Source organism: Paenibacillus sp. S28 (assembly GCF_016624415.1).
Lineage (GTDB): Bacteria > Bacillota > Bacilli > Paenibacillales > Paenibacillaceae > Paenibacillus_AQ > Paenibacillus_AQ favisporus.
On sequence record NZ_JACVTM010000002.1, the window covers coordinates 528,467 to 541,141 of the forward strand.

Annotated in this window: 17 protein-coding genes; 16 read left to right on the forward strand and 1 reads right to left on the reverse strand. The window is 54.4% G+C overall.

What is annotated here, in order from left to right:
• Positions 1 to 89: 89 nt before the first annotated feature.
• On the forward strand, positions 90 to 1,343 hold the full coding sequence (locus IAE55_RS06830) for an aspartate kinase (protein ID WP_105444628.1): 1,254 nt from the start codon (positions 90 to 92) through the stop codon (positions 1,341 to 1,343).
• Between the two features lie 76 nt (positions 1,344 to 1,419).
• Here the strand turns inward: IAE55_RS06830 and IAE55_RS06835 are convergent, their stop codons facing one another.
• The gene (locus tag IAE55_RS06835) at positions 1,420 to 2,157 is read right to left on the reverse strand and encodes a 2-phosphosulfolactate phosphatase (RefSeq protein WP_105444629.1); all 738 of its coding nucleotides are present in this window, start codon (positions 2,155 to 2,157) and stop codon (positions 1,420 to 1,422) included.
• A 367-nt stretch (positions 2,158 to 2,524) separates the two neighbouring features.
• Between IAE55_RS06835 and IAE55_RS06840 the strand changes: the two genes are divergently transcribed.
• From IAE55_RS06840 to nusB, 15 genes are all read left to right on the forward strand, one after another.
• On the forward strand, positions 2,525 to 2,794 hold the full coding sequence (locus IAE55_RS06840) for a YqhV family protein (RefSeq protein WP_373309594.1): 270 nt from the start codon (positions 2,525 to 2,527) through the stop codon (positions 2,792 to 2,794).
• Between the two features lie 78 nt (positions 2,795 to 2,872).
• The gene (gene spoIIIAA, locus IAE55_RS06845) at positions 2,873 to 3,916 is read left to right on the forward strand and encodes a stage III sporulation protein AA (RefSeq protein ID WP_234489333.1); all 1,044 of its coding nucleotides are present in this window, start codon (positions 2,873 to 2,875) and stop codon (positions 3,914 to 3,916) included.
• Positions 3,909 to 4,427 carry a stage III sporulation protein SpoIIIAB gene (gene spoIIIAB / locus IAE55_RS06850; RefSeq protein WP_076170007.1) on the forward strand — a complete coding sequence of 173 codons (519 nt, stop codon included), beginning with the start codon at positions 3,909 to 3,911 and terminating at the stop codon, positions 4,425 to 4,427. Before spoIIIAA ends, spoIIIAB begins: the two co-directional genes overlap by 8 nt.
• Positions 4,428 to 4,441: 14 nt before the next feature.
• A complete protein-coding gene (gene spoIIIAC, locus IAE55_RS06855) occupies positions 4,442 to 4,645 on the forward strand; it encodes a stage III sporulation protein AC (RefSeq protein ID WP_076170008.1) in 204 nt (67 codons plus the stop codon).
• A gap of 12 nt (positions 4,646 to 4,657) precedes the next feature.
• A complete protein-coding gene (gene spoIIIAD / locus IAE55_RS06860; RefSeq protein ID WP_076170009.1) occupies positions 4,658 to 5,047 on the forward strand; it encodes a stage III sporulation protein AD in 390 nt (129 codons plus the stop codon).
• Between the two features lie 17 nt (positions 5,048 to 5,064).
• Positions 5,065 to 6,255, forward strand: a complete 1,191-nt coding sequence (spoIIIAE, locus tag IAE55_RS06865) for a stage III sporulation protein AE (protein WP_105444631.1) — start codon at positions 5,065 to 5,067, stop codon at positions 6,253 to 6,255.
• Positions 6,256 to 6,270: 15 nt separating this feature from the next.
• Positions 6,271 to 7,035: a stage III sporulation protein AF gene (gene spoIIIAF / locus IAE55_RS06870; RefSeq protein ID WP_200631458.1), complete on the forward strand. Its 765-nt coding sequence runs from the start codon at positions 6,271 to 6,273 to the stop codon at positions 7,033 to 7,035.
• A gap of 16 nt (positions 7,036 to 7,051) precedes the next feature.
• Positions 7,052 to 7,690 (forward strand): stage III sporulation protein AG, encoded by a 639-nt coding sequence (gene spoIIIAG / locus IAE55_RS06875; RefSeq protein WP_105444633.1) that lies wholly within the window; start codon positions 7,052 to 7,054, stop codon positions 7,688 to 7,690.
• A 49-nt stretch (positions 7,691 to 7,739) separates the two neighbouring features.
• On the forward strand, positions 7,740 to 8,639 hold the full coding sequence (locus IAE55_RS06880; protein ID WP_200631460.1) for a SpoIIIAH-like family protein: 900 nt from the start codon (positions 7,740 to 7,742) through the stop codon (positions 8,637 to 8,639).
• A 148-nt stretch (positions 8,640 to 8,787) separates the two neighbouring features.
• The gene (gene accB, locus IAE55_RS06885) at positions 8,788 to 9,270 is read left to right on the forward strand and encodes an acetyl-CoA carboxylase biotin carboxyl carrier protein (protein ID WP_145158400.1); all 483 of its coding nucleotides are present in this window, start codon (positions 8,788 to 8,790) and stop codon (positions 9,268 to 9,270) included.
• 28 nt (positions 9,271 to 9,298) lie between these two features.
• Positions 9,299 to 10,642 (forward strand): acetyl-CoA carboxylase biotin carboxylase subunit, encoded by a 1,344-nt coding sequence (gene accC / locus IAE55_RS06890; protein WP_145023808.1) that lies wholly within the window; start codon positions 9,299 to 9,301, stop codon positions 10,640 to 10,642.
• A gap of 121 nt (positions 10,643 to 10,763) precedes the next feature.
• Positions 10,764 to 11,171: an Asp23/Gls24 family envelope stress response protein gene (locus tag IAE55_RS06895; RefSeq protein ID WP_076170016.1), complete on the forward strand. Its 408-nt coding sequence runs from the start codon at positions 10,764 to 10,766 to the stop codon at positions 11,169 to 11,171.
• Positions 11,172 to 11,249: 78 nt separating this feature from the next.
• Complete coding sequence (amaP, locus tag IAE55_RS06900; RefSeq protein ID WP_076170174.1) at positions 11,250 to 11,789, forward strand: alkaline shock response membrane anchor protein AmaP; 540 nt, start codon at positions 11,250 to 11,252, stop codon at positions 11,787 to 11,789.
• 15 nt (positions 11,790 to 11,804) lie between these two features.
• Positions 11,805 to 12,038, forward strand: coding sequence for a DUF2273 domain-containing protein (locus tag IAE55_RS06905; protein WP_076170017.1), 234 nt, complete (start codon positions 11,805 to 11,807; stop codon positions 12,036 to 12,038).
• A 165-nt stretch (positions 12,039 to 12,203) separates the two neighbouring features.
• Positions 12,204 to 12,647: a transcription antitermination factor NusB gene (gene nusB / locus IAE55_RS06910; protein WP_076170018.1), complete on the forward strand. Its 444-nt coding sequence runs from the start codon at positions 12,204 to 12,206 to the stop codon at positions 12,645 to 12,647.
• The last annotated feature ends 28 nt before the right edge of the window (positions 12,648 to 12,675 follow it).

The window sequence follows — 12,675 nt, forward strand, 5'->3', positions numbered from 1 at the left end:
GCATATAGAAATAGGATCGGGCGGTTTTACCGGCGTGGGAAATGATTGCATAATGCCCAGTTGTACAATGAGTGGGGAGTGAATCGAAGTTGTCACTGTACGTCATGAAATTCGGAGGCAGTTCCGTCGGAGATATTGAGCGCATGCAGCGCGTGGCCCGACGTATCGTCGAGAAACAGGACGAAGGACACCAGTGTGTAGTAGTCGTTTCCGCGATGGGGGATACGACGGATGATTTGATCGATCAGGCGATGCTGCTCAATCCAAATCCGCCTGCACGCGAGATGGATATGCTGATGACCACCGGGGAGCAGATTTCCATGTCGCTTCTGTCGATGGCCATTCATCAGCTCGGCCGCAGCGCCGTTTCGCTGACAGGCTGGCAGGCGGGATTCCGGACAGAGCCGGTGCACGGCAAAGCGAGAATCATGGATATCGTTCCGGACCGGGTGATTGGAGCCCTGCAGGAAGGAAACATCGTGATCGTGGCCGGATTCCAGGGCATGACCGAAGAAGGGGAAATCACGACGCTCGGCCGCGGGGGATCCGATACGACAGCCGTTGCGCTGGCTGCGGCGATTAGCGCCGATGTGTGCGAGATTTATACCGACGTGGACGGCATTTATTCGACCGATCCGCGAATCGTGAAATGCGCCCGCAAGCTTGAGGAAATTTCTTATGACGAAATGCTGGAGCTGGCCAACCTGGGGGCGGCCGTTCTTCATCCGCGAGCGGTGGAGTACGCGAAGCATCACCAGGTGAAGCTCGTCGTCAGATCCAGTTTTAACTATAATGAAGGCACGGTTGTGAAGGAGGAAACCAGCATGGAGCAGGGAGTAGTGGTAAGCGGTATCGCTTATGATAAAAATGTGGCCAGAATCAGTATTTTGGGAGTGGAAGACGTTCCCGGCGTTCTTGCCACGGTGTTCGGAGCGCTCGCCGGCGCCGGCATCAACGTGGACATCATCGTGCAGAGCGGCGTTCAGGACGGCAAGGCGGACTTTTCCTTTACCACCTCTCTGTCGGAGAGCGGCCAGGCACTTCAAGTCATCAAGGATTTGAGATCCACCCTTCCGTACCGTGAAGTCACCTCGGAAGACAATCTGGTCAAGGTATCGATCGTAGGTGCGGGCATGATCAGCCATCCCGGCGTTGCCGCCGAAATGTTCGATGTCATTTCCAAGCAGGGCGTCAGCATTAAAATGGTCAGCACGTCCGAGATTAAAACGTCCTGCGTCATCGAAGGCGGCAATCTGGAGCAGGTCGTCAGTGCGCTTCATACCGCCTACAACCTCGATACCGATGCGCAGGTGTTTGTGGGAGGCCCACAGGACCGCCGCTAGGTCAGAATGCAAATACTCATACAAAAAGCCGTCCCCACAGCAGGGGGCGGCTTTGTTTATTTCAGCGCGGCTCGGATTATCCGCGGTCCGCAGCAATTGCGAACAACGGCGTCAGGATCATTTCCGACTTGGCATACGGCACGACAGGGACCGTGTCGATCCCTGTGCAGTATTCGACGTCATGCGTAAATCCCAGCTTGACCAGCTGCTTCGCCGCGCATCCTTCCATTACGGTTTCAAACAGGGATCCCTTGCACTGCCGGTACGCATGCTTCATCGCTAGGCCCAGATCATTCAGCTGAAGCGGCGCTTCCGAAATGGACTCCATCGCATCGATGATCATTCCCGCGCACAGGCCATCCTCCAGCGAAAAATCGTTGCGGCATCCCGAGCACAGCAGGATGGCATCTTTCCCGAACGATAACAGCGCTGACGCACAGGCCGTCCCATTCATAAATGAAGCGGCAAATATTCTGGCGGCTTTATGGGATTTGAGCAGCCCTCGGGTCCCGTTCGATGTGGTCAGCACCACCAGCTTTCCGGCAACCTCAGGGGTCATATAATCATGCGGCGAATTCCCGGCTTGAAAACCGGGGATTTTTTTATAATACCGTTCTCCACCGACAAACGTTTGGTCTCCCCGCATCTGCTGGGCTTGAGGAACCGTCTCCACGGGCATCAGCCCGGTAGCGCCTTGGGCCAGAGCCGTGATCATCGTACTGGTTGCCCGCAGCACGTCAATCACAACGGCGCTCTTGTGCACAAACTCCTCCGATCTTACTTCGTCCACATTGGCAATGACATCCACCCGCATGGATAAATCCTCCTTATGCATCTGTAAATAATACGACACCTCTTTCAGCTGCTTAGCCCTGAAGATGCCGATGGTTGAACGGTCCTCTCTTGGTCGGCCGGATGCAGGCAGTTTGTCTGCAGACGGATCCAACCCAGGCAACTGACAAGCGGATAGGTATTTCACCAAACAATATATGCAAGCCCGGAGCATTTTGTTCCGAATATAGGAGTTATTAAATAGAGGCTTTGACTTGACTCTTTTGATAATCAGTGCGGCAGCTCCTTTTTGCCAAGTTATTTTCCGTATCTTTCTTGTAAAAGACAACTAAAAAAAGAGAGTCCCGCATATCTATGAGGTTAGAAGTACAATCTCGCAAAAGGGGGTCATTTTAGTGGACAAGTTCGTGCTCAGCATGGCTACGCTGCGTTTTATCTCCGGAAGTCTGGAAATCGCCGCCGCGCTGCTGATGCTAAAGCTCGCTCAGGTAGATAAGGCGCTGGCGGTCAATTCCCTGCTGGCATTCGTCGGGCCGACGGTGCTCATCCTGACGACTTCCATCGGGCTCATCGGCGTGGCTGATAAGCTCTCCTGGGGAAAGATGGCGTGGATCTTTTTCGGCGTGTCCTGTCTCTTAATCGGCATTCTCAAAAAATGATAGATTACAGTGGTCATAAATTTAGGGGCCAAGCATAGACATAAGTAAGAAAACATCTAGTAGTTTATCCATCAGAAGTTGAACAAGCTTGCAGGAGAAAGGCAGCACGGGGGTGGTCCTATTACAAATCCAAACTGGCTGGAGTTATTTCCGGAGCCGGTCAAATCGATCCTTCACCAGCTCCCTCACCATATTCTGAGCGTCGTGGAGGAGGTACGCATCCGTGAAGGAAGGCCGCTGGAGATCAACGGCGCAGGCTCACACCACTATGTTACGGAACAAAGCACGCTGACGCTGGATGCGGACAAGGCGTACAAGCCGCAGCGGGAGGTCAGCCGAAGGCTGCTCGATCTGATCAGCAACCATTCGCTGTACACGATGGAGGAAGAGCTTCGCAAAGGCTTTATCACCATTCCCGGCGGACACCGCATCGGCTTGGCAGGTAGAACGGTGCTTCACGCCGGACATGTCGAGCATATCCGCGATATCAGCGGATTCAATGTGCGGATTGCCCGGGAAGTGAAGGGTGCCGCTGACGGCATCCTCCCCTTTCTGATCGATAGGGAAGGAAACAGGATTCGGCATACGCTTCTGCTCTCGGCACCGCAGCAGGGCAAAACGACCCTCCTGCGGGATTTGGCGAGACAGATCAGCAGCGGGCTGCCCGGGCAGGGCAAATCCAGCCTGCCGGGGATGAAGGTGGGCATCGTCGACGAGCGTTCCGAGATCGCCGGCTGTCTCAAAGGCGTGCCGAGCTTTGATGTCGGACCCCGCACTGACGTGATGGATGCCTGTCCGAAAGCGGAAGGCATGATGATGATGATCCGGTCCATGTCACCGGACGTTCTGATGGTGGATGAGATCGGCCGGGGAGAGGATGCCGAATCGGTGACGGAGGCGCTGCATGCGGGCATTACGGTCGTCGCCACGGCGCATGCCGGCGGCATCGAAGAGCTGAAGCACCGGCCTGCCCTGGCCGGGCTCATGGAAACCGGAATGTTTGAGAGGTACGTTCTTTTAAAAAGGAAGGCACAAGGGTTAAGCTGCCGGATCCTCGACCAGCAGCACCGGCCGCTGCAGCTTCAGACGGGCAGCCAGAGAGAGGTGAACTTCCTTGCTTAAACTTTTTGGCGCTGTGCTGATTCTGCTGTCCGGCACACTGGCCGGATTCCATCAGGCCAGGCAGTTTGCCAGCCGGCCGAAGCAGATCCGGGAGCTGATCCTGGCTCTGCAGCGGCTGTCGACCGAAATCACCTATGGATTTACCCCACTTCCGGAAGCACTTCGCAAAATAGCGGATCAAATGCGGGAGCCTCTCCATACCTTTTTTCTGAATGCAGCACGTGAGATGGGACCGGCCACAGGATTGACCGCCCAGGAGAGCCTCCAGCGTTCTCTCCATGAGAACTGGAAGCGGACCTCCATGAAGGCACCTGAACGCGAGGTGCTGCATCAGCTCAGCTTCACGCTCGGGACAAGCGACCGGCAGGACCAAATCAAGCACATCCAGCTGGCCGTCGAGCAGTTGAAGCATGAAGAAGCAACAGCCAGGGACGACCAGGCCAAATACGAGAAGATCAGTAAAAGTCTCGGGCTGCTCATCGGAGCATTGATCGTTATTTTGATCTTTTAGCGAGGTGCCTAGGAATGAACTTTGAAGTGAACGCAATTTTCCAGATTGCGGGAATCGGCATCATCATTGCCATGATTCACACAGTGCTGAAGCAAATGGGAAAAGAGGATATGGCTCATTGGGTGACGGTCATTGGTTTTGTCGTGGTGCTGTTCATGGTCGTCCGGCTGCTCGATAACCTGCTGCAGGAGATCAAAACCATCTTTTTGTTCCAGTAGGGGTTGCTAACCATGGAAATTATTCAAGTGGTAGGCCTTGGGCTTCTGTCCACGATTCTGATCCTCGTCATCAAGGAGCACAAGCCGATGTTCGCTTTCGTCCTGGCCGCCGCGACCGGCGTGCTGATCTTCATGTTCCTGATCGGCAAAATCGGTATGGTGATCCAGGAGCTCCAGCGGCTGGCCGAGGCATCGGGAGTCCAGATGATCTACCTGAAAACGATACTGAAAATTATAGGGATCGCGTATATCGCCGAGTTCGGGGCGCAGCTCGTCAGAGACGCCGGGCAGGAAAGCATCGCTTCCAAAATCGAACTCGCGGGCAAGGTGCTGATCATGGTGCTTGCTATCCCCATTATCGGCATTATCATCGAAACGGTGCTTAAGCTGCTGCCAGCCTGAAGGAGAGGGGTGAAGACATGCCGGGACTGCAGAGGCTGCCGGACAAGATGCACATCGTTATTTTGTTTATCGTGTTCATGGTGGCAGGAATCACCCGGGTCTTTGCGGCTTCACCAACGGATCAGCTGATCCAGAGCCAGGCGGAGAATTTGCCGAAGGATCAGGTGGAGAAGTACTGGGACACCTTGATGAAGGAATACGGGGGATTTTTTCCGGACCAGAAAACACCATCCTTCATGGATATGCTCCTTCCCGGCGGCAGCGGCTTCAGTCTCAAATCGGTGCTGACCGCGGCAGGGACCTTTATGTGGCATGAGGTGCTGTACAACGGCAAGCTGCTCGTCACGATCGTCATCCTGAGCATCATGAGCATGATTCTGGAGACGCTTCAGGCGGCTTTTGAGAGGAAAACGGTGAGCAAAGTCGCATACGCCCTATGCTATATGGTTATTATCGTGCTGGCCATCAACAGCTTCAACGTCGCGATCGGTTATGCCAAAGAGGCGATCGACCGGATGATCGACTTCATGATGGCGATGGTACCGCTGCTATTCGCGCTGCTGGCTTCGATGGGCAACATCGTCACCGTGTCGGTTACGCATCCGCTGATCATCTTCATGATCAATACGATCGGAACGTTGATCCACGTCATGGTGTTTCCGCTGCTCTTCTTCTCAGCCGTGCTTCATCTGGTCAGCTCGCTGTCGGATAAGTACAAGCTGACGCAGATGGCGAACTTGCTGCGCAACATCAGCGTGGGGCTGCTCGGGGTGCTGCTGACGATCTTTCTCGGCGTTATCTCCGTGCAGGGAATCACGGGATCCATCACCGACGGGGTGACGATCCGGGCGGCCAAATACGTCTCCGGAAGCTTCATTCCGGTCGTCGGCAAAATGTTTGCAGATGCGACGGACACGGTGATCTCGGCATCGCTGCTGGTGAAAAACTCCATCGGTCTGGCAGGCGTCATCATCATCCTGTTCCTTTGTGCCTTTCCGGCCATCAAAATCCTGACGCTTGCGCTGATCTACAAAGTATCGGCAGCCATCATGCAGCCGCTCGGCGATTCCCCGATCACTGCCTGCCTGGACACGATCGGCAAAAGCATGATATACGTCTTTGCCGCTCTGGCGGCGGTCGGACTGATGTTTTTCCTGGCGATCACCATCATGCTGACGGCTGGCAACGTGACCGTCATGATGCGGTGAAGGGAGGGGAAGCCCGTGGAATGGCTTGGAAACTGGCTGAAAGAAGTCATCATGGTTGTGCTGCTCGCCACCTTCGTTGATATGCTGCTGCCAAGCAGATCCATGGAACGATACGTCAAGCTGGTCCTGAGCCTGCTCGTGCTGGTCACCCTACTGAATCCCCTGATCCGGATCGTGACCGACGACCCGCTCGACAAGCTGAGCGCAGCGATCAGCAAGATGGACCGGCAGCCGGGAGGCGGCGGCTCCAAAACAAGCCTCAAGAAGATTATGGACGAGGCCGAACAGATCAAGCATCGGCAGCAGAAACAAACGCTCCAGTGGGCGGGAGAGCAGGTGGCTTCCACCATGAAGGAACAGATCAAGCAGCAAACCGGCGAGGAACCCGCGAACGTGCAGGTTGTGCTGGGACTGCCGCAGTCTAACGATGATCCGAATTCCGGAGCCGGCCAGTCACAGCCTTACATTAGCGCGGTGACCGTTACAATGAGGCATTCGCAAAGCGGTTCGAGCAGTTCGGGCAGCACCCAGGGGGAGAGCGGCATTCAGATCGAGCCGGTGAAGCCGGTTCACGTACAGGTCACGATCGAGCCGGATGAGAACCAGGCAGGAACAGATCAGCTAAATTCCGATCCGGTCGAGGATCAAGCGCAGGAGGCCGCAGGCGCTGTGGATGACAAAAGCGCCGGCGAAGTCCGCAAGCTGCTGGCAAGCGAATGGAATATCGATCCGGAAGTAATCACGGTACGAAGCGGATCCGGGCAGGAGTCCCGGTTATGAAGGCGGAGGTGAAACGATGGGGAAGTGGCTGAAGAAGCTTGAGCAATGGCTGGGGGGCGGACAGGGAGGGACGAAGCGAGTACATACGTTCAGGTGGCTGATTATCGTCGGCTTGATCGGGGTGGCAATCGTGCTGTTCAACTCCTTTGTCAATGTGAAGAAACTCGATAACGAAAATATAGGGAGGGAGCCTCCGGCTGGGGCTGAGTCCCAGGAAACGTTCCAGAGCTCGGCAGGTCAGACTTCGGACTTTGCAGCGATTGAGGAAGCGGCCGAAGGCAGGATGAAGGACATTTTGGAGAAAATCGTTGGCGTAGGCACGGTGGACGTCATGGTCACGGTGGATTCCACGGAGGAGATCGTCTATCAACGGAATGTGAAAGACTCCCAGCAGCAGTCGGAAGAAAACGACGCGAACGGCGGTCAGCGCCATACGACCCAGTATACCCGGGATGGCGAGATCGTCACCTACGAGCAGTCGGGAACGCAGACGCCGATCATTACGAAAAAGGTAAAGCCGCAAATTCGCGGGGTGCTGATCGTAGCCAAAGGTGCAGAGAACGAAGTGGTTCGCAACTTGATTGTGGACGCGGTGGAAAAAGGCCTGAACGTACCGGATTACCGGATCTCCGTCGTTCCGCGCAAGCAGGGGTAAGCCGATTTCCCCGATATAATCCAGTTGACTTATGAGGAGGATTTAACGAATGAACAGTAAAAGACAAACGATTTGGTTGGTGTCGATGCTCAGTTTGATGGTAGTCCTGTCCGCTTATTATCTGTTTACCGAGGACTCCGGGACGTCGAAGACGCCTGTCGCTGACAGCCAGCAGGTGGACAGCAAGACCGACAAAGACGCTAAGACGACGGCCTCGGCCGGCAGCAAAGACAACGGGGTTGTCGTAGACGAAGTTGTGACATCGGGCCAATCGGGTGACAAGACCGCGGATGCGGGCAAGGCCGACGGTTCCGCCGCGAAGGATACAGCCCAGGATACGTCGAAGGAAGACGCGGCTAAGGATGCGACGAAGGATACCGCCGCTGCTGGCAGCACGGCCGATAAGGACGCCGCAGCCAAAGACACAGCCAAGGATACGGCTGACGCCGGACAAAAGAGCGCAGCGGCAACCGACAAGGCTGCGGACGATAAAACGGCATCCACAAGTAAAACAGACGCCGGCAAGACAACCGCAAGCACGGAGAAAACGGACGATGAGATCCTGAAGGAAGTGGCTTCACAGGCTTCGACAGGCAGCAGCATGCTCGAATCTCTTCAATGGCAGCGGTCGCAGACGAATGCTCAAAAAACAAACGACCTGATGGCGGCGATCAATGACATGAGCAAGGACAGCGAAGCTTCGGCCAAGGCGAGCCAGGAACTGCAGGCGCTCGAAAACAAAGAGACGATCATCGAAGGCATCGAGGAAGAGCTGGAGCAAAAATTCTCCTTTGCGAACGCATTCGTGAAGGAAAATGACGACAAGTACCAAGTGCTCGTCCTGAGCGACAAAATGGATGCCAAGCAGGCAGCGGGCATCGTTCAGCTGGTGATGAAAGAGCTGAAAGTGACCCAGGACAAAGTCAGCGTGAAAGTCGTCTCCGAGTAAAATGGCGGAAAAACAGAAATATCGTCGAAAGAGTCCGGGACAGCCCAGGACTCTTTCCATTTCTTCCGATTATGTTATAATACTTATCGTTATGTGTATGAATTGTCCGAAGCCACGGCTTCCACGCAGCTGAAGGAGTGAATTGCGAATGTTTAAATTGAACGAGATAAAAGAATTGATCAAGCTGGTCGATGAGACCTCCGTACATGAACTTGAACTTGAATCAGAAGGAGCACGCCTTTCCATCCGCAAGCCGGGCAAAACCGAAGTGGTTAGCGTTCAGGCTGCGCCTCAATTTGTACAGGCCCCTGCCGCACAGCAGGCTCCGCAATACGTACAGGCACCCGCCGATAATGCGCAGGCCCCAGCACCGGATGCAGCTTCTTCCTCACTACATAAAATCGTCTCCCCGATGGTAGGAACATTCTACAAAGCCTCTTCTCCGGACGCCGCGCCGTTTGTCAGCGTCGGTGACCGCGTTGACGAGAAAACGACGGTTTGCATTATTGAAGCGATGAAGCTGATGAATGAGCTCGAAGCAGAAGTAAAAGGCACCATCGTCGAGATTCTTGCGGAGAACGGACAACTGGTGGAATTCGGGCAGCCTCTGTTTCTGGTGAAGTCGGAATAGGCACCGCACAATGGAGGAGGTTACTTGCATGAAATTTCAAAAAATTCTGATTGCCAACCGCGGTGAAATCGCAGTCCGGATTATCCGGGCCTGCCGCGAGCTCGGCATTTCCACCGTTGCGGTTTATTCGGAGGCCGACAAGGAAGCGCTGCACGTCCGTTTGGCGGACGAGGCATATTGTATCGGCCCTACGCTTTCGAAAGACAGTTACCTGAATTTCACCAACATTATGAGCGTCGCCACGTTGACGGAGTGCGACGCCGTTCATCCGGGATACGGATTTCTCGCCGAGAATGCCGATTTCGCGGAAATTTGCGAGTCCTGCAACATTACCTTTATCGGACCTTCGGCTGACGCCATTAACAAGATGGGCGACAAAGCGGTTGCGAAGCAGACGATGAAGAGCGCCGGCGTGCCGGTCATTCCGGGGTCTGACGGCCTGGTTGAGGATCTGGATGAGGCGGTAATGATCGGCCGGGACATCGGCTACCCATTGATCATCAAAGCGACGGCCGGCGGTGGCGGAAAAGGAATCCGTATCGCTGAGGACGAGCAGGCGCTGATTAAGCAAATCACGGCGGCACAGCAGGAAGCCCAAAAGGCGTTCGGCAATGCCGGCGTTTATCTGGAGAAATATTTGACCGGCATGAAGCACGTTGAGATTCAAGTGATTGCCGACAACCACGGCAACGTCGTTCACCTGGGCGAACGCGACTGCTCGGTGCAGCGCCGCCGCCAGAAGCTGATCGAGGAAGCGCCTTGTCCGGTGCTGTCCCCCGACATTCGTCAGCGGATGGGTGAAGCCGCAGTCCGCGCCGCCCTTGCCGTTAACTACTCCGGTGCGGGCACGCTCGAGTTTCTGCTCGGCAACGACGGCCAGTTCTACTTCATGGAAATGAACACCCGCATTCAGGTGGAGCATCCGGTTACGGAAATGGTTACCAATGTGGATTTGATCAAAGAAATGATTTCGGTCGCGGAAGGTCACCCGTTGTCGTTTACGCAGGAAGACGTTCAAATTAACGGCTGGTCGATCGAATGCCGCGTCAACGCGGAAGATCCGGACCGCAACTTTATGCCGGCTCCGGGCAAAATCCAATTTTACCTGCCACCGGGCGGTCCTGGTGTACGGGTGGACAGCGCGGCTTATCCGGGCTACAGCATTCCTCCGTTCTACGATTCCATGATCGCGAAGCTGATCGTATGGGCGCCGACGCGTCAGGAGGCGATTGCCAAGATGAAGCGGGCGCTGTCCGAATTCGTCATCGAGGGCGTGCACACCACCATTCCGTTCCATCAGAAGCTGATGGAGCATCCGGTGTTCAACCGCGGCGATTTTGACATCAAGTTTTTGGAGGAAAACGAAATCTGACGCCTGCTTCGGATTGTTTGTCATAAAGTTCCCCAAATGGTATAGTATGAATGATTAGGGGCAATCCTGCTTTCGTCTGAAGCGGTTTTATATATTATCTGAAAGGTGTGTTGATTCAGGGATGAGCACATTACCGAGTGAATTTGAACGTACGGACATCGGTGAAATTCAAATAGCACCTGAAGTGATTGAAGTGATCGCGGGTCTGGCTACGGTGGAAGTGAAGGGCGTCGCCGGCATGAGCGGCGGATTTGCCGGAGGCATCGCCGAGCTGCTTGGCCGCAAAAATTTGTCCAAAGGCGTGAAGGTGGAAGTCGGCCAGCGCGAAGCGGCTGTGGACGTCTCGGTTATTATCGAGTACGGAAACCGCCTGCCGGAAGTGGCGACGGAAATCCAGCGCAATGTCAAACGCTCCATCGAAATGATGACAGGCCTTACGGTCATTGAAGTCAATGTGCATATCCATGATGTTTACTTCAAAAACGCGGAGAGAGCCGAAGACGTTGATTACAGTCAGCGCGTAAAATAAAGGATTCAATTGGTCACCATAACCCCCGACACGCGAAATGTCGAGGGTTTACTCTAATTTAAGGAGGCTGTGCTGTTCGTGGCTAAGATACTGGACAGACTTCTGCTGTTTATTTACAGCTTGAGTATCGGAGTAATATGTGTATTTGCCATCCTCCTCATGAGTGATTTGGTTCCGTCTCCGGATGAACTGCTGAACACAGCCGAGCTTCAGCTGACGGTCATCGTGGCGGCGGTGATCCTCTTTTTACTCAGTATCCGCTTCTTCTATATCTCGATTCGCCCGGACAGAACGCATGTCCACTCCATTGACCAGAGGACCGAATTCGGCGACATTCAGATCTCGGTGGAGACGATCGAGAACCTGTGCCTCAAGGCGGCTTCGCGGGTGCGGGGCGTCAAGGACCTGAAGGCCAGGATCCATGTGACGGAAGCGGGCCTTGAAATCATGATTCGCGCCGTCGTTGACGGCGATGTGTCCATCCCGGCCATGACCACCGACGTGCAGAAGCAGGTTCATGATCACCTTCAGGAAACGACAGGCATTCCGGTCTCTAACGTGGCGGTATATATAGCGAATGTGGCCCATGCACCAGTGATCAAGAGTAGAGTGGAATAGAGGTGAATTCTCCGAGTGATCTGGAAAGAAATTTGGGAGAGTCACAAAGGACGGATTACCGGTATTGCCGGCGGTATTTTTTTCGGTTTTATTTATTTGTTTGCGGGTTTTTGGGATATGTTGTTCTTTGCATTGGTAGTGTTCATAGGATATTCTGCCGGCAAAAGGAAGGATCTTCGGATGGATTCCTTTTTCCGCTGGCGGGAAATGGGTCAGTGGCTCTCCGAGCGCTGGCGCCCGTTCAAATGAACCCGTGATATGCCTTTCTCCGGAAAAAGAGCTGCAGCTTCTTGAAGCCCATATTCTGGAGATTGACATGCTCACGGTTTTTTTTGTGCAAATCACGATGTTTTTATTCCCGCGGTGACCCATAATAAGGACAAGAGGAAATTTCAAGGTTCTAGGAGGAACATGATGAAAAGACGTGTAGCCAGGGAGCTGGTCGTTCAGTGCCTGTATCAGATGGAAATGAACGAAGCAACAAGCGAAGAAGCGCTGGAAATGCTGCTGGAGGATGCCGCCGAAGAAAATGATACCGAGCGGACCATCACCGATGAAGCGGAACTGAAGGAATTTGTGCTGGGGCTCGTAAACGGCATTTGGGGCAGCAAAAAAGCGGTGGACGACCTGCTGGAAAATTATTTGAAGGGCTGGCAAATGAGCCGCCTCTCCAAAGTGGACCGCCAAATCCTCCGCCTCGCCGCCTATGAAATGCTGTATCGCGACGACGTGCCGGCCAAGGTTGCCGTCAATGAGGCGATCGAGCTGGCCAAGCATTTCGGAACCGAGGATTCGGGCAAGTTTGTTAATGGAGTTCTGGGGAACATGATCCGCGAGCTGGATCAATTGAAGTCATAGTCTTGCATAAGGACGCTTAGCCGTCCGC

Excerpts from the sequence above, each read along its gene's own strand:
- IAE55_RS06835 (WP_105444629.1), bottom strand. The coding sequence starts at position 2,157 with ATGCGGGTGGATGTCATTGCCAATGTGGACGAAGTAAGATCGGAGGAG.
- spoIIIAC (WP_076170008.1), top strand. The coding sequence starts at position 4,442 with ATGAACTTTGAAGTGAACGCAATTTTCCAGATTGCGGGAATCGGCATC.
- spoIIIAD (WP_076170009.1), top strand. The coding sequence starts at position 4,658 with ATGGAAATTATTCAAGTGGTAGGCCTTGGGCTTCTGTCCACGATTCTG.
- spoIIIAE (WP_105444631.1), top strand. The coding sequence starts at position 5,065 with ATGCCGGGACTGCAGAGGCTGCCGGACAAGATGCACATCGTTATTTTG.
- spoIIIAG (WP_105444633.1), top strand. The coding sequence starts at position 7,052 with ATGGGGAAGTGGCTGAAGAAGCTTGAGCAATGGCTGGGGGGCGGACAG.
- IAE55_RS06880 (WP_200631460.1), top strand. The coding sequence starts at position 7,740 with ATGAACAGTAAAAGACAAACGATTTGGTTGGTGTCGATGCTCAGTTTG.
- accB (WP_145158400.1), top strand. The coding sequence starts at position 8,788 with ATGTTTAAATTGAACGAGATAAAAGAATTGATCAAGCTGGTCGATGAG.
- accC (WP_145023808.1), top strand. The coding sequence starts at position 9,299 with ATGAAATTTCAAAAAATTCTGATTGCCAACCGCGGTGAAATCGCAGTC.
- IAE55_RS06895 (WP_076170016.1), top strand. The coding sequence starts at position 10,764 with ATGAGCACATTACCGAGTGAATTTGAACGTACGGACATCGGTGAAATT.
- nusB (WP_076170018.1), top strand. The coding sequence starts at position 12,204 with ATGAAAAGACGTGTAGCCAGGGAGCTGGTCGTTCAGTGCCTGTATCAG.